Below are 16,084 nucleotides of genomic sequence, written 5' to 3' on the forward strand. Positions count from 1 at the left end.
CCAATTCGATTATGATTGAACGCAAAAAAACGCACATGTCCGTAAGGGACGAGTGCGTTCAGCTCGTGGTTCCACCCTAATTCGACCCTCGTTCATGAAGCGAGCGCTTCAACCTAACAAGAGGTCCTTCTTAGCATCCGATAACGCGGATTAGACGGCGCCATATACTTCCTGGGGCACATAGTCCCACGGTTCAATGACGCAGCTGCAAAGGGGTAACTCCGCGTCTCAGGCAGAAGGAGCTTGCAGCGATCGCTCCTCTCTCTGTGCAGCCTGACGTACGGGAATCATGTCTTTGGTTATCGCCGGATATACTGCTGTGTTCCATATTATAGGCGGGACCTCTAGAAAGTTCAAGAGGGAATTCACCTAATTTTCAGAAAAAACAATTTCCAAGTCATGTGCTTCATAAAAAAACAGCAGCCAACGCATGAATGCTTGGCTGCTGTACTCTAACTTAAACTACTATTCAACGCTTACCGTTAATTGCGCCTCCGCTAAGAGCGCCTTGTATTTCTCCGCATACCGCGATACCGACTGCACGTAGGTCGCATGCGACCATGTGAGCGGCGCAACGGACATCGGGCTGCCGTCAAGCGGATGCAGCTGCTCAGGCAGAACTCCGCTCTCGAGCGCCGTTCTCACAACCCACTGCAGCGTCTCGCGCGGCTTTGCAAGATCAGCCAGACAAGTCGCCGATTCAATCTCGAAGTTCGCAACCCACAGTGTACATATAATCCACGGATTGCCTGGCACATTATCAATGTCGCCGGACTGCTGGAAGTAGTAATCGTTCGTATAACGCGCCGCTCCGCCGACGTGTGTACGAACCGTTAGCCCTTCCTTAATCGCATCCATCGTCTTGATGACCCGCTCGTCATCAACCGGAAGAACACCGAACTCCCAAATGCCGAACAGGCTGCTCTCCAGCGTCATATCCTTCACCCAGCGATTATCCTTCTGGATGAGACCGCGCGCGAACCGCCCTGTCTCTTCATCCCACAGGTGCGTGAGCATCGCCGACTTGATCGAGTGTGCGGTCGAACGGAAATGATCGCTCCGTTCATAGTCGCCGAACAGCTCCGTGAAGAAGGCAGCCGCGATTAAGCCGCCGTATACAGACGCAACCGTATACGTCCAAATACCGTACCGTTCCTCCCATAGATCGTAGCTTGGCTTCGGAAGCGACAAGCTGTAATCCATGTACTGGCTGAGGAAGGCAGCGCTCTTGCGGATCAAGTTGTTGTACAGGGACTGCGGCAGCTCGATCACCTGATGTCGCGTGTAATCCTTACATAACGCGAACAGTACGAGAGCTGTCTCGTCCTCTTGTATCGGCAGCCTCCGGCTTCCTTGTACGATGTAAGGGTGCCAGCTGGAGCCAACCGTACCATCCGGATTGTACTTGTGGAATAAGTACCCTTCCGGCGACAGCGCCTGCGCGCAGAACTGGAAGAACGGCGCTATGACGCTCTGGAAACCCGCTGCCGACATCGCATCAGCGATCAGCGCGCCGTCACGCGGCCACATATAGCTGTAATGATCTCGGTTGTATTGCAAAATATCGGTGTCATTCGCCGCAATGATCGCACCGCGTTCGTCCGTCTGCGTCCGTACGAGCAGCAGGCTGAGCCGGAACAAGCGCGCTACCTCCAGCGGCAAGTCGCCGAGATTATGCTCCGCACGCTGCAGCCAGTGATTCCAATAAATAACGATCCGGCTGAGCAGCTTCTCCGGATGGCTGTCTTGGACATACTGGTCCAGCTTCTTGACCGCTTCCAAGTCCTTGCCGATGGACATCCAGTAGTAGATGGTCTGTTCGCTGCCAGGCTGAACGACAGTCCGGAAGCTGATTGTGCTGTCGACCGAGCCTTGGGCAATCGAGTTGCCCATCAGGTTGCCATCCTCTGCGTCGCGCCAAGTGCCTTCGGCGGAGTGGAACCGCTTGATGCCCGTCGTATACTGCATCATGCCGCCTTCATCCGAGAAGCCATTGAACATGAAATAGGAGGACCGCTTGTAATGATACAGCGTATGATTATCCGGATAATACGCCGCTGTATCACCGACCTCCGAGCCGTCGATCATCAAATCCTGATGAAAGAACAGCCGGACTTCGCGCGTATCGCCCGCAAGATTGCGAACGACAACACGCTTAATGTAAATACATTCTCGCTGATGAATACCGTCATTCATATGCAGCTCAATCGCAAGCCTCTCATTGCGTGCGATGACATTCGTGACAAGTGAATCATCGATATAACCAAGCTCGAACTTCCAATCCGGATCCTCAAGCCAAGAGAATTGTCCGGCTACCCAAACTCCGAGCCTGCAATATTGTCCGCCGACATGATTCAGCTGTCCAACGAATGGATAGTAAATATCCCGAATATAACTGTTGCGATCTAGGTTGATCAGAATTTTACCGTTGCCGATTACGAGGTGACGGGCCATGGCTGGCGCTCCTTTCTAAGTGGCGAAATCGTGTTGTAAAGCGACATGTAAGCTTTCGCGGAGCGGGTCCAGCTGTAGTCTTCTTTGGCGCTGTTAGAGACAATTTGCTGCCATGCCGCTTCATCCTTATAGAAGCCTACAGCTCTTCTAATTGTGTGAAGCATATCGTGCGCGTTATAATTCGCGAAGGTAAAGCCGTTGCCTTCCCCAGTATATTCGTTATAGGCAAGTACAGTGTCTCGCAATCCGCCAGTTTCCCTCACAATCGGCACGGAACGGTAGCGAAGCGCAAGCAATTGGCTTAGTCCACATGGTTCGAATTGCGATGGCATCAAGTACATATCGCTGCCGGCGTAGATGCGGCGAGCAAGTCCATCATTAAAGCCGAACCAGGTCGCAACTCGCTCCGGCCGCTGCAGCTGCGCGTTACGGAACATCGCTTCGTACTGCGGATCGCCGGATCCGAGCACAACAAGCTGGACATCCTCCTGCATAATCTCATCGAGCACGGCCGCGATCAGATCGAGACCTTTCTGATCGACAAGCCTTGAGACGATACCGAGCAGCGGCGTGTCCTCCGACTCCCGCAGTCCGAGCTCGCGCTGCAAGGCCAGCTTGTTCTTCCGTTTGCGCGGAAGCGAGCCCCGGTACGGGGATTCGATGGCAGGATCGTTCATCGGGTCGAACAGGTCCGTATCAATGCCGTTGACGATGCCGACGAGGTCAGCGCTGCGGTGGCGCAGCAGTCCATCCAGCCGTTCACCGTAGTACTCGGTTTGAATCTCTTGCGCATAAGTAGGGCTAACCGTCGTCAGCTTGTCCGCATAACGGAGACCACCGAGCATACAGTTGCCTGCCCCGTAGAACTCAATGCCCTCGGAGAAGAACAGATCTTCGCCAGCATTCATCAGATCCTTGAACAGCTCGCGTCCGAAGACGCCTTGATACTTCAAGTTGTGAATGGTGTACACGGTCGCGATATCCGCGCAAGCCGGATCGAAGCGATACCGCGTCTTATGCAGGAACGGGATGAGTCCGGTCTGCCAGTCATGACAGTGAATAATTTCCGGTCGGAAATCCATATGGTACAGCGACTCCATAACGGCATAACAGAAGAAGATGAATCGCTCTGCATCGTCGCCATAGCCATAAAGACCACCCCGTTTAAAATAAAACTCGTTGTCGAGCAAGTAATAGACAACGCCATCCAGCTCAGCTTTCAACAAGCCGCAATACTGGTCTCTCCAGCCGATTCGGACAGAGAATGTGGCGATCGTCTCGAACTCGTCTACTAACGCCGCCGGAATAGTGTCATACTTCGGAAGAATGACGCGGACGTCAGCCCCTCTGGCATTCAATGCTTTGGGCAACGCACCTGCGACGTCGGCGAGACCGCCCGTTTTCACGAGCGGCACCGCCTCTGATGCTGCAAACAGTATTTTCATCGTATGGTTCACCTCTTATTCTATCCTTCTTCTATCTCTCTAACATCGTGGCTGAGCGGTAGAGCATAAAGGACTTAGATAACCTTTCTTTTAGTCGCAAGAAAGGGTGACACCTCGGCGCCGCGCAGCTCACGGCTGCGTTCCACTGTTACATCCTTATCAAGGATGACGTGATCTACGATGCTGTGCTCGCCGACAATTCCGTTTTGCATAATAATGCTATTGCGTACGACCGCGCCTTTGCGGACATGTACGCCCCTAAACAAAATACTGTTAATCACCGTCCCCTCGATGATGCAGCCGTTCGCAACGAGAGAATTGCTCGTCTTGGCACCTTCTGCGTAGCGCGCCGGCGGTTCATCCTTGACCTTTGTATAAATCGGACCTGGCTCGAAGAACAGGCTCTTCCAGACATCAGGACGCAATAGCTGCATGCTGTTCTGATAGTAGCTGGTGAGCGTGTTCACGACGCCAAGATAACCTTCGTAGATGTAGCTCTGCACATGCAGCCGGTCGAGACGCGACATAATGGCATGGCGCACGAGATGGTCCTGGCCCTGTGCGAGCGAGCTGTCGACAATTTCAAGAAGAAGATCCTTTTTCATCAAGTACATTTCCATCGAGATGAGATCGGTGTTCAGACGTCCATAATGGTCCTGCATCGAGGTGATGCGGCCCTTGTCGTCGACTTGCACCTTGCGCGCTTTCCCGCCAAGCAGTTCGTTTTGCCTTTTGCAAATCACGGTAATGCTCGCGCCGCTTGCCTTATGTGAAACTAACATTTCTTCGAAATCAATGTTGCAGATCATATGGCTGCGCGTTACAAGCACATATTCTTGCGAGCTGCGTGTAAAGTAATCGCGGTGCTGATAGAAATGATACAGGTCGCCGCGGCGCACCTCATTCACATCGTCCGTTACGGGCGGCAGGATAAACAGGCCGCTCTGGCGATGATGCAGATCCCAGTGCTTGCCGGAGCCCAAATGGTCAATGAGGGAGCGATACTTCGTCTGCGCGAAGACGGCTACCTTCGAAATGCCGGAATTCACCATACTCGAGAGCATGAAATCAATTAAGCGGTACCTTGCACCGAACGGCACAGTAGCCAAACAACGACTCGCAGTTAACGTCTCCATTTCGTCCGCTTCATGAATGAGATTGATGACACCTAGTATATTGGAGTTCATATCTACTCTACCTCCTGCAACGATTGGTTAGCCGCAACGAATTCATCACTGCCGATTACTGTAACGGTTTCCTTGCTTGGATCACCGATGACCACGCCGTCTGCGATGATGGCGTTCTCGCCGATAATGGCTTTATAGATTCGCGCTCCCTTCCCGATCTTCACGTTCGGCATAATGACCGATTCATAGACTTCACTTTCTACGCCCGCCTGCACGCCGTAGAATAACACCGATCGGTGCACAAGCCCTTCCACGATGCAGCCTTCGGTAATTAGGGAATCGTACACTTCTGCCGTCGCCGCTGTATAATGTGCCGGGCGATTCGGATTGACGGAATAAATACGCCAGTTTTTATCGTTCAAATCGAGCACCGGCTTCTCGGACAGCAGATCCATGTTCGCTTCCCAGAGGCTCTCAAGCGTGCCGACGTCCTTCCAATAGCCTTTGAACGTATACGAATTCAGCCTAACACCATCTTGCAGCATGGCAGGGATGATATCTTTGCCGAAATCGTTGCTCGAACTGCGGTTCGCTTCATCGCGAATGAGATACTGCTGCAGCACCGGCCAGGAGAAAATATAGATCCCCATCGATGCCAGGTTGCTCGTCGGTACTTTCGGCTTCTCTTCAAATGCCGTAATCATGCCTTCATCATCGACATGCATAATGCCGAAGCGGCTCGCTTCCTTCAAGCTAACCTCAATGCAGGCAATTGTCACATCCGCGCCGCGTTCCTCATGCTCCTGGAGCATAAGCTCGTAGTCCATTGTGTAAATGTGGTCTCCAGAAATCACAAGCACATAATCCGGGTCATACCGGTCGATAAAGCCCATGTTCTGATAGATGGCATTCGCCGTGCCTTTGTACCACATTCCGCCCTTCTGCTTTACATACGGCGGAAGTATCGCCATGCCGCCGTCACGTCTGTCCAATCCCCATGGACTGCCGATCCCAAGATAGGTATTCAGGACGAGAGGCTGATACTGCGTCAGTACACCGATTGTGTCAATTCCCGAATGAGTACAGTTGCTGAGAGTAAAATCGATAATTCGGTACTTCCCGCCAAAATGGACTGCCGGCTTAGCCAAATCTTTCGTCAGCACACCGAGTCTCTTACCTTCCCCACCGGCTAGAAGCATGGCCACCATCCGTTTTCTGCCCATGTACAATCTCTCCTTCTTCCTGCAACGATTGCTGCAGTTGTTGTAATGATCTCTTACATCGATTAGTGCAATACTGCTTCCTCATGGATGCGGCGGGGTTCCCCTCTTGCAAAAACAAGCAATTGAAACGAAAGCGGCGGAAGATCGAGCGTGACGCTGCAAGGTCTTCCATGCCAAGGTGTCTTGCTGCTATGATAAACTTTCGTGGAACCGGCAGTAGATACACTGCCGCCGAAAGCTGCCGCCTCACTGTGCAAAGCAGTCCGGTAGCGACCCGGTTTGGGAACACCGATACGGTATTCGGGATGGTGGTGGTACGAGAAATTGCAAATAACAATCGAGAATTCATCAGCTGCATGGCCGCGGCGCATGAAGACGACGACGCTCTGTGCTGCGTTATGTACATCAATCCATTCAAAGCCGCCGGGATCGCAGTCGCGCTCCCATAGCGATGGCGTCTTGCCATATCTATCATTCAAGGACGTTACATAGTTATGCATCGCCCCGTGAAGCTCGTAATCTAGCAGCATCCAATCTAGCGATTCGGCATCTTTCCATTCGTCAAATTGCCCCCACTCGCCGCCCATGAAGAGCAGCTTCTTGCCGGGATGCGACATCCAGTAGCCGTAAAATAGCCGGAGCTGCGCGAATTTCTGTTCATATGTACCAGACATTTTGTTTAGGAGAGAACGCTTGCCGTGGACGACTTCGTCGTGCGAAAGCGGCAATACGTAATTTTCGGAAAAGGCGTACATCAACGAAAACGTGACGAGGTTGTGGTGGCGCATCCGCTCGTTAGGATCAAGCGCCATATAACGAAGCATGTCGTTCATCCAACCCATGTTCCATTTGAAGTTAAAGCCAAGACCGCCCATGTATGTAGGTGAAGTTACTGCAGGCCAAGCGGAAGAATCTTCGGCAATCATCAATGCGTTAGGATAGTATTGAAACACGACTTCGTTCAATCGTTTGAGGAATCGTAAGGCGTCGGTATTCTCCGTGCCGCCAAAAACGTTGTAGGTATATAGCTCAGGTGGTTTGTCAAAATGAAGATCAATCATGCTCGCGACCGCATCGACGCGAAGTCCGTCAACGTGGAAGACTTCCATCCAATAGATGGCGTTGGAGATAAGAAAGCTCTGTACTTCCGTACAGCCAAAATCGAAAGCAAGCGTCCCCCATAACGGCTTCTCCGCACGCTTCCAGTCTTTCCCTTCGTAAATCGGCGTCCCGTCGAACTCCCTTAGGCCGTGGTCGTCCTTGCAGAAATGACCAGGTACCCAATCGAGGATAACGCCTATGCCTTTCTGATGGCAGCGATCGACGAGCATTTTCAACTGCTTCGGAGTGCCGTACCTGCTTGTAGCGGCGTAATAGCCGGTTGCCTGATAGCCCCACGACTGATCGAGCGGGTGCTCGGTAATCGGAAGCAGCTCAATGTGGGTATATTTCATACGCACCACATAATCCACAAGCTCATCAGCCATCTGCTCGTACGTCCAGAACAGCTCCTTGCCATCGTTGCGCCATGATCCCAGATGAACTTCATAAATTAGCATCGGCTCATGATAGGGGCTGTCTTCTAGCTTACGCTGATGCCAGTCTCCATCATTCCAGTTATAATCGAATAGTTCTGTAACAATTGAAGCCGTGCTTGGCCTTAGTTCAGCTGCGAATGCGTACGGATCAGACTTTAACAACCGTTTGTCGTCTGTGGTGATGATCTCATACTTATATACGGCGCCTGGACCGATGTCGGGTATAACTAAGCTCCAAACGCCCGTCTCACCGATTCGCTCCATACGATGCCCTGAGCTGTTCCACTCATTGAAAGAACCTGCGACACACACTTGCTTCGCGTTCGGTGCCCATACCGTAAACCGAACGCCTGCTTTGCCGCCCTGCTGGACGGGATGCGCGCCTAAAGTCCGATAACTATGGAAATAATTACCTTTGTTAAACAGATATAAATCGCGCGCGGATAGTCCAATTGCAGCAGCATTCGCCATATACGGCAAGCACCTCCCAAAATACAGCTTTTTGTGAACAAAATGTCGTCTTTATTAGCACTAGCGCGATTTTATTCCATTATACACGGCATTTTCATAATCCGCACTATATTTTCAGAAAATTTTGATTCTTCTTTAAATATTTGTAAAGGCGCTGTAGAATCGGGCTGAACACCCCTTCGCCTTGACTTCTGGAGCGCAAAATCGATAAGATAATCTCGGTGTAAAAATTGACCAGGAGGTACTCCTCATGAATTCTTTTTCATTTCAAAACCCGACCAAAATCGTTTTCGGACAAGGCACGGTAGGCCAGCTTGCTAATCTGGTTGCGCCATTCGGCAAAACGGTTCTGGTCGTTTACGGAGGCGGCAGCATCAAGCGCAGCGGCCTTTACGATCAAGTGATTGCACAGCTGAATTCCATCGGGGCAAAAGTAGTCGAGCTGTCCGGTATCGAGCCGAATCCGCGGCTGACATCCGTTAATAAAGGCATCGAGCTGTGCCGCAGCGAGAAAGTCGATCTGATTCTTGCGGTAGGCGGCGGCAGCGTCATTGATGCCGCTAAGGCGATCGCTGCAGGCACGAAGTATGAAGGCGACGTGTGGGATTTCATGATGCACAAGGCAGAAATTAAGGACGCGCTTCCGATCGGCACAATTCTGACACTGTCGGCAACGGGCTCCGAGATGAACGGCAACGCCGTTATCTCGAACTGGGAGACGAAGCAGAAGCGCGCATTCGGCAGCCTGCATGTGTACCCGCGTTTCTCGATTCTCGATCCGACTCTCACGTATACGGTGCCGCGCGACCAAACGGTTAACGGCGTCGTGGACATTATGTCGCACGTGTTCGAGCAGTACTTCACACTGACGGAGAATGCGCCGCTTCAAGAGCGCCTCTGCGAGTCCGTACTTCTGACCGTAATCGAAAATGCGGAGAAAGCGCTCGAGAATCCGAACGATTACGAAGCTCGCGCGAATTTGATGCTGTGTGGAACAATGGCGCTGAACGGCGGCTTGATCAGTGTCGGCACGCAGAATGACTGGGCTTCGCACGGCATTGAGCACGAGATCAGCGCAATCTATGACATTCCGCACGGTGCGGGGCTATCGATTGTATTCCCCAACTGGATGAAACATGTGTACAAAGAGCGGATCGACCGCTTCACGCAATATGCGGAGCGTGTCTGGGGCATCGAACGCGGAACGAAGTCGGATGAGGAGCTGGCGCTTGCCGGCATCGAAGCGACACGCGAGTTCTTCACTCGCATCGGAGCACCTTCGACACTCGCGTACTACGACATCGACAGCGAGCATCTGGATGTCATGTCGAGAGAAGCGGTACTATTCGGACCGCTTGGCAACTTCAAGAAGCTGCATCAAGAGGATGTAAGACAGATTCTTGAGAACGCACTGTAATTGAAAGAAGATCGTTCTCTGTGAAGGGAACGACCTTCTCTTTGTAAGTAGAGTAACTTACTAAAGACGACGTTTGCGCTAGTCGAAGTTCTAGCGGTTGTCACGGCGCCTATTGTGCTATAAATGCTCACTTTTAATTGTTGTCAGCGAGGCAATTCGGTGAGTTTTCGCTAAATATCGCCTACTTTGCAGCAAATAGCCTCTCTCGTCAGAACCAAAAAAGGTCGTTCCCCGAAGGAACGACCTTTTTGACATTTTATCAAAGAAATGACGGCATCATTAGTACTTATCCTCGCGCAAATCTGACAGCCTGCTCCCCGAGCTCCCTGTAAACCGCTTCCGATAGGACAGCGGCGTGATGCCGACATGCTCCGCGAATGAGCGCGAGAAATGCGGCGTCTGCTTGAACCCGGTCTCATCGGCAATTCGCGAGATTGGCCAGTTGGTCTTCATGAGCATCAGCTTCGCTTGATCCATCCGATATGCCAGCAGATATTGCTGCGGGGTACAGTCGAACACCTCGCTCATGCAGCGAGCGATATAATTCGGATGCAGGCCTAGCACCTCGCCAAGCTTGCCGTTCGTCACCGTAGTCCGGAAATGCATTTTCAAATACGCAGCCGCTTCTTCCGCTACCGCAATCGGCGCCTTGGCCGCATCGCTGCGCCAGCCCTCATCGAACAGCTGGAGCAAATGCAGGAACCATTGCTGGCGCTGCCAGAAGGCAGCATGAGAAGTGCCTTGCGCAGCTTCATGCAGCTTGCCGAACAAGGTGATCACTTCTTCCGGCAACGAGAACGTCATCGTCTTCGGCAGCCGGATCGCGTATGAATAGTAGTCGCCGCGAAGCGTACCGCAGTTCAGATCGTCTAGTTCTTCCCACGGCCCCGCTGTCTGAAAATGAACCCAATCGAATACCGTTTCTTCGGTACACGGCTTCGTCGGATAGTGCCATTTGTCCGGTCTCAGAATGAGCATCTGGCCCGGTCCGACTTCCCACGTTTGCGATTCCTCGCCAATATACAGCTTCCCGCTATGAACGAATAACAGATCGAACACGCCTATATTCCGACGGTTCGGATGCTCGCCGCCAGCCCGATATGTAGTACGGTTAGACTCGATAAAATAAGGCAGAGGCGGAGATAGAAATGTAAGCAGCGGTTCCGACGACACGAGAGAGAAGCCTCCTACAAAAATAGTAACGTCCGTATATTTTAGCAGACAACGGGCAATAGAGATATAGCCAATTGATACTATTCAGCTTCCGTTACGGATATACGTCCTATTTCGCCGGAATCACTCATTATTGCTGCTGTTCTTGAAGCTTGGACGCTGCCTGTTCCCCTTTTCCGCGGATACCGGACAGCTGTGTAGCCAAGAAAAGAATGAACATGAGCAGCACAAGGCCAATTCCGATAACGGAGCCATTCACGGACACATTCATCTGGCTAAGTGTCAAATAAATGAACAAGCCGCTGACCGTCAGAATGTTCTCGCTGAAGTTTTGGACGGCAATCGTTTTGCCAGAGCCAATGAGCTCCTTGCCTTCCTCCTGCAGCATCGTATTAAGCGGAATGACGAAGATGCCGCCGAACACGCCAATGAGAAAGAGCAGGATAATCGTCAGCCAGAGCACATACGTCATCGATGCAACGATAACGGAAGCAACCATGAATAAGCCGAAATAGAACGCGCGGTGCAGCTTGCCCGCCGGCACGAAGCGCGGCGTTAAGAAGGCGCTGAAGACGACGCCGATCGCTGTGATTCCGATCATCATCGATTGCTGGTCCGTGTCTTCGATGCCGAGATTGAGCGGCAGCCATGCAATCAGCGCGATACGCAGCACTGCGGCTGTTAGCCAAAATGAGCCGGTGCCAATCAAGGAGAAGCGTGCCCGCGGGTTGCGGAACAACAACGCGAAGTCGCGTAGAAACTGCATCGCTTCCGGACCATAACGAAGTGAATTGTTGCCTTGCTTCGCTGGTATAATGAACGTCATAAACAGCGATAAGAGATAGACGCCTAGACATGTAAGAATCGCCGGCATATCGGAGTTTTCAGCTAGGAAGCCTCCAGCCACTGTGCCGAGCAGAATCGCAAGGATCGTAGAGCCTTCCACTTTGGCGTTCGCTCGCAGCAGCTCGTCTTCCGTTGTCGTAAGCTCGGTTAAAATTCCGTACTTGCCTGGCGAGTAGACGACTGCGCCGATGCCGACGAATACGTAGCAGAGTGCGGGAGGCAAGCCAAACAGCAGCATCGCAATACCAATCGCCTTAAGAATATTGCCGAGCAGCAGCACATGCGATTTCGCTTTTTTATCCGCGAATGCGCCGACGATCGGAGCTAGCACGACGTACGCGCACAGAAATGCGATCTGGATGTAATTGATTGCAATATCGGGATCCGCAGCCCCTTGGCGCTTCACCATTCCGACAATGAGAAAGAAGTTCAAATTGTCCGCGAAGGCACTTAAAAACTGCGTGAGCACCACTGTGTTCAGCGGTGACAATAACCGTTTCATCCCCTATTCGTTCCCCTTCCTGTTTGGAGCAATATGCTAAACATCATTATTTCATCATAACTCAATTCACACCCATACTGAAAGAGCCCGTTCGTAAATTGATTACACAAAAAAGAACGGCAGCACGGGCTTTACCTCAAGCCTGCACATACCGTCCTAACTCGAATCTATACGATTACCTTCGCCTTGAAACCCGCCCGAACCCGACTCTTGTCTTCGGCTTCGACTTCTTCGGCGGCGTGAACCAGCTCGACTTCTTGCCGCTGTCCGAGCCCCGCGTAATTTTGCCGGAGGATTTGGGGGGCGCTTTATTGAATAGGCCGCCTTCGCCAACTCTGCTCGTATCCGCATTTTTCGACCGTTTGAAGATCGACCCCGTCCGGTTAACCGTCATTGGCGGGATGGCTTTCTTCTCCTGAGCCGAAGGTGCATGATAGTTGCCCGTATTCGGCTTATACTTGTCACGGTCATAATAGCCGCGGTAAGACCCTTGACCATAACGACCGTTATCGAACAGATCGCTCAGCAGGCTGGCAAGCAGATACCCTTGCAAGAAGCTTGAGCTGTAGTTGTTACGCACATATTCCTTCGTATCGACTTCAACTAGCGTATCCTCGGGCTTCTTCGCATCCTGCTGGAGGTGGATGATTTTGTCCGAGTAGACCAGGAACATATGGTCCGTCTTCTCAGCCGATTGCTGCTGCGGCTTCGACTCATCGATGAGCGCCTTTGCGACTTCCGGTACGCTAACCCCAGCAGCCCTGTACACATAGGACGTTTGAGACCCGCTTCCATTCACCGATTCAAGCGGATACTTCTCTTGAATCGTCTCTTCGATGCCGCAAGCGGCAAGCAGAGGGAAGATCAGCGAGATGACGAGCAATATTTTGATCAAATAAGAACGATTGATTCGCACTTTAGCTCATCCACCCCTAACTGCCGCGGAGTACGCGAACATCGGCTGGCAGCACATCTTCACCTTCGTACAGCATGAATCGGCCATCCTGCCATTCAATGCGCAGCAGCTTCATATCATCGGACTGGAACTGCCACACATACTGCTCGCCGCCCTGCACGAAAGGAGTCCGGCCTGTCGTCACAACAAAGCCGGAGTACTGCTCCTCGAGATAATACATCCGGTCATCGAGTTCAAGCTCGGTCGGCACTTCCTCAATCGAATCGAGTCTGCCGTCGATTTCCCCATACAAGGCGAACTCGGTCCGTTCCCGCTCCTCAATCGTCAAGTAACGGATTGCGGAGCCGTCCTGCAGCGTAAGCACGACAATATTGCGCTGGCGGTTATGCAGCCGACCGACCACTTGATACGTTACGAGCGACACTTCACAGACGTCGCCAGGACCGATTGTCGGCATGCTCTTCTCCGCTCGCGGCGGTTCCGGCTTCGCCATAATATTTTTAATTCGTTTAAATAAACTCATCTGCTATAACTCCCTAATGTTCAAGTTTATAGGCACGAACCGATTACGAGCGCTCCCGCGATATGCAATGAGCCTGCCAGCAGCGCATGTGACATCTTGCCGTCCTTCGTGCCTTCGCCCAGATCAAGGGAGACGGTCGACCGAAGCACGATTTCGACCAAGCTCTCGATTACGAGCAAGATGACGAAAGAAACGACCGACGCCAACAGCGCATCACCAAGATGGCTAGAGCTTGCGATCGATTGGGACAGAATGTACGCTTGGGCGAGCAGTTTCATGATGAATCGGCTCGTTACCGCCACATTGCCCTTCTTGATTTCCTCCAAATCTTTGTACCGCGTAAACATGGAATCGACCGCCATCAGCACGATGAGCAGCACCGCACCTGCGCCTGTCCAAACCAGAATAGCTACCATATCATGCAATGTCATCGGAAATGTCCTCCATCATCAATATGCGTTCATGCACCTTTCAAAGAAAAAACGCCGCCAGGCGCCTGGATCGACCAGCCTTCCTAAGCAGACGTTCTTTCTTCTTTCGGGCGTCAAGCGCGATAGCTTACTTGTTTACTCTTTGTTCTCGTATTTCTTCATCAGCGCGGCAAGCTCATCTTCAACCGCTTTGTCCTTGCCTAGCGCTTCGAATTCATCGTCAAGCGACTTCGCCTTGCTGTTCATTTCGTTGCTCGCTTCCGCATGCGCTTCAGCTTGGAGCATCTTCTCTTCCATACGTTTCAGGCCAGCCATTGCCGTATCGGAGCTGAATCCTGCCATCGACTTGTTAATCTCCGCTTGCGCCTTCGCTGCCTGGTAACGAGCGACAAGCGTCTCACGCTTGTTCTTCATCTCCGTCAGCTGATTGCGCATTTCTGTCAGCTTCGCACGCAGATTGTCGGCAGCAGCCTTGTTCTGATCGAAGCTTGCTTTGTACTCATCGCGCTTCTGCTGTGCCGTTTTCTTCTCTTCCAGCGCACGGCGGGCAAGATCGATATTCTGCATCGAAGCGGCTGTGTGAGCTTGCTCTTCACGTCGTTGTACGAGCGCCTCTTGCTCTTCATACAGCTGCTTGAATTTCTTCTCGATTGCGATTTGCGATGCAACGGCTTTCTCCGCATCCTCGAGATCTTCCTGCATATCGCGGATGTACTGGTCAGTCAGTTTAATCGGATCTTCCGCTTTCTCAATTAATGCATATACGTTAGACATCGTCAGGTCTCTCAATCGTTTAAATACAGACATGGTTCTTAGTTCCTCCTCGAAAATGTTGTTCGTTATTGTTCATGCTCTCTAATACGGCACATCCGGGACAGATGTTTCAAAATTATTTTATGGATTTATCATACCCGTTTTCTGCAACAAAATGGAAGCCGTTAGCTGTCGTTTACACGCCCCACTTCGCCCGCGCTTCTTCCATGCTGACCATCGGACCTGCGTGCCAGCCATAATGCCCTTTCGGCTTGGCGCCGATCCAGCGTTCATCGACAGGCTCACTTTGGAGCTGATACCTGGTGTCCGCACTGAACCGGTAACGGTTCGTCTGATTCGTCAGCGAGCCATGCATGGTGTACATACCGAAGATGAGCGCATCGCCTGCTCTGAATTCCGCCGTTGCCCATTTGCCGCCGAATTTCTCGACGAGCTCGAGCGGATCATCGGTGAACCAGCCATCCACACGGTCACGGTCGACATCCATCTGTCCATAGGTTTCGCGAACGCGGTCAAAATGCTGCGAGCCGAGCAGTATCGCAAGTCCGCCAAGCTCGTAGGAGATATCGTCAAGCGGCGTCCAGAGCGTGTACAAATTCTTGGTGCCTCGCCCCATGTACACAATATCATAATGCGCCCCAGTGAAGTCACCTGTGCCGACGGCCCGTATCCACTTGTAATCGTATGTAAGCGATGGTCCGCCTAGAAATCGATCGAAGAATCGCATCGTTGACTCGCTATTCACCACATCAAGCAGTTCCTGAGGCTGATTCTCACTGCCCAGAAAGGCAGCGCCTTTATTTTGTCCATTAATGACGCCATCTTCAATCGGTGTTCCCGCCATGAGTTTACCTTGATCAGCAATACGCCGCAAATAAGCGAGTCTTGCCTGCTGTACCATCGTGCGGTCATGAAAGCTGCGAATGAATAAGTAACCGTCTTCCTTCAGCCTCTCTCGGAGTGCCGCCTCATCATCCAGAATATCATTCGACTCCCGCAGCTCCGTCATGTACGGTCCGTTCATGACCAATTCACGCGTGCCCATCTTAACCACTTGTTCCCTACTCATTCGATACGCCTCCCAATATTTTGAAGCTACATCTAGTCCAAGTATAAGCCGCGGCGGCAGGTTTGTCTTTGCGCTAACTGATAAAATCGAGTAGGCCCATGCGCAATTGCATGGGCCTCTCACAGATCCGGACGTGCGGGTCATCGCATCCGGCTCCTCCATGATTATCCCCGTT

Annotated in this window: 13 protein-coding genes; 1 reads left to right on the plus strand and 12 read right to left on the minus strand. The window is 52.0% G+C overall.

Features of this window, described 5'->3' with window-relative positions; genetic code table 11:
* Positions 1–465 precede the first annotated feature (465 nt).
* From A8990_RS09545 to glgB, 5 genes are all read right to left on the minus strand, one after another.
* Positions 466–2,454 (minus strand): glycoside hydrolase family 15 protein, encoded by a 1,989-nt coding sequence (locus A8990_RS09545; RefSeq protein WP_116188781.1) that lies wholly within the window; start codon positions 2,452–2,454, stop codon positions 466–468.
* A complete protein-coding gene (gene glgA, locus A8990_RS09550) occupies positions 2,436–3,899 on the minus strand; it encodes a glycogen synthase GlgA (RefSeq protein WP_116188782.1) in 1,464 nt (487 codons plus the stop codon). Before glgA ends, A8990_RS09545 begins: the two co-directional genes overlap by 19 nt.
* A 74-nt stretch (positions 3,900–3,973) precedes the next feature.
* Complete coding sequence (gene glgD, locus A8990_RS09555) at positions 3,974–5,086, minus strand: glucose-1-phosphate adenylyltransferase subunit GlgD (RefSeq protein WP_181909484.1); 1,113 nt, start codon at positions 5,084–5,086, stop codon at positions 3,974–3,976.
* A gap of 2 nt (positions 5,087–5,088) precedes the next feature.
* A complete protein-coding gene (locus tag A8990_RS09560; protein WP_116188783.1) occupies positions 5,089–6,249 on the minus strand; it encodes a glucose-1-phosphate adenylyltransferase in 1,161 nt (386 codons plus the stop codon).
* Between the two features lie 62 nt (positions 6,250–6,311).
* Entirely contained in the window at positions 6,312–8,258 is a 1,947-nt protein-coding gene (glgB, locus tag A8990_RS09565) for a 1,4-alpha-glucan branching protein GlgB (RefSeq protein ID WP_116188784.1), read from the minus strand.
* Positions 8,259–8,508: 250 nt separating this feature from the next.
* Between glgB and A8990_RS09570 the strand changes: the two genes are divergently transcribed.
* Positions 8,509–9,675: an iron-containing alcohol dehydrogenase gene (locus A8990_RS09570; protein ID WP_116188785.1), complete on the plus strand. Its 1,167-nt coding sequence runs from the start codon at positions 8,509–8,511 to the stop codon at positions 9,673–9,675.
* A 279-nt stretch (positions 9,676–9,954) separates the two neighbouring features.
* Here the strand turns inward: A8990_RS09570 and A8990_RS09575 are convergent, their stop codons facing one another.
* The 7 genes from A8990_RS09575 to A8990_RS09605 all read right to left on the minus strand — a co-directional run bounded on the left by A8990_RS09575 (position 9,955) and on the right by A8990_RS09605 (position 15,909).
* Positions 9,955–10,848 (minus strand): helix-turn-helix domain-containing protein, encoded by an 894-nt coding sequence (locus A8990_RS09575; RefSeq protein WP_116188786.1) that lies wholly within the window; start codon positions 10,846–10,848, stop codon positions 9,955–9,957.
* Positions 10,849–10,978: 130 nt separating this feature from the next.
* On the minus strand, positions 10,979–12,196 hold the full coding sequence (lplT, locus tag A8990_RS09580; RefSeq protein WP_116188787.1) for a lysophospholipid transporter LplT: 1,218 nt from the start codon (positions 12,194–12,196) through the stop codon (positions 10,979–10,981).
* A 175-nt stretch (positions 12,197–12,371) separates the two neighbouring features.
* Positions 12,372–13,112 (minus strand): DUF4247 domain-containing protein, encoded by a 741-nt coding sequence (locus tag A8990_RS09585; RefSeq protein ID WP_425463894.1) that lies wholly within the window; start codon positions 13,110–13,112, stop codon positions 12,372–12,374.
* A gap of 16 nt (positions 13,113–13,128) precedes the next feature.
* Entirely contained in the window at positions 13,129–13,635 is a 507-nt protein-coding gene (locus A8990_RS09590) for a DUF4178 domain-containing protein (RefSeq protein ID WP_116188788.1), read from the minus strand.
* Positions 13,636–13,661: 26 nt separating this feature from the next.
* Complete coding sequence (locus A8990_RS09595) at positions 13,662–14,066, minus strand: DUF350 domain-containing protein (protein ID WP_116188789.1); 405 nt, start codon at positions 14,064–14,066, stop codon at positions 13,662–13,664.
* Between the two features lie 135 nt (positions 14,067–14,201).
* The gene (locus A8990_RS09600) at positions 14,202–14,873 is read right to left on the minus strand and encodes a PspA/IM30 family protein (protein ID WP_116188790.1); all 672 of its coding nucleotides are present in this window, start codon (positions 14,871–14,873) and stop codon (positions 14,202–14,204) included.
* Between the two features lie 142 nt (positions 14,874–15,015).
* On the minus strand, positions 15,016–15,909 hold the full coding sequence (locus tag A8990_RS09605; protein WP_116188791.1) for a phytanoyl-CoA dioxygenase family protein: 894 nt from the start codon (positions 15,907–15,909) through the stop codon (positions 15,016–15,018).
* Positions 15,910–16,084: the final 175 nt, after the last annotated feature.

The organism is Paenibacillus taihuensis (genome assembly GCF_003386535.1).
GTDB classification, from domain to species: domain Bacteria; phylum Bacillota; class Bacilli; order Paenibacillales; family Paenibacillaceae; genus Paenibacillus_Z; species Paenibacillus_Z taihuensis.

Excerpts from the sequence above, each read along its gene's own strand:
- A8990_RS09570 (WP_116188785.1), top strand. The coding sequence starts at position 8,509 with ATGAATTCTTTTTCATTTCAAAACCCGACCAAAATCGTTTTCGGACAA.
- A8990_RS09590 (WP_116188788.1), bottom strand. The coding sequence starts at position 13,635 with ATGAGTTTATTTAAACGAATTAAAAATATTATGGCGAAGCCGGAACCG.
- glgA (WP_116188782.1), bottom strand. The coding sequence starts at position 3,899 with ATGAAAATACTGTTTGCAGCATCAGAGGCGGTGCCGCTCGTGAAAACG.
- A8990_RS09560 (WP_116188783.1), bottom strand. The coding sequence starts at position 6,249 with ATGGGCAGAAAACGGATGGTGGCCATGCTTCTAGCCGGTGGGGAAGGT.
- A8990_RS09545 (WP_116188781.1), bottom strand. The coding sequence starts at position 2,454 with ATGGCCCGTCACCTCGTAATCGGCAACGGTAAAATTCTGATCAACCTA.
- glgD (WP_181909484.1), bottom strand. The coding sequence starts at position 5,086 with ATGAACTCCAATATACTAGGTGTCATCAATCTCATTCATGAAGCGGAC.
- A8990_RS09595 (WP_116188789.1), bottom strand. The coding sequence starts at position 14,066 with ATGACATTGCATGATATGGTAGCTATTCTGGTTTGGACAGGCGCAGGT.
- lplT (WP_116188787.1), bottom strand. The coding sequence starts at position 12,196 with ATGAAACGGTTATTGTCACCGCTGAACACAGTGGTGCTCACGCAGTTT.
- glgB (WP_116188784.1), bottom strand. The coding sequence starts at position 8,258 with ATGGCGAATGCTGCTGCAATTGGACTATCCGCGCGCGATTTATATCTG.
- A8990_RS09605 (WP_116188791.1), bottom strand. The coding sequence starts at position 15,909 with ATGAGTAGGGAACAAGTGGTTAAGATGGGCACGCGTGAATTGGTCATG.
- A8990_RS09600 (WP_116188790.1), bottom strand. The coding sequence starts at position 14,873 with ATGTCTGTATTTAAACGATTGAGAGACCTGACGATGTCTAACGTATAT.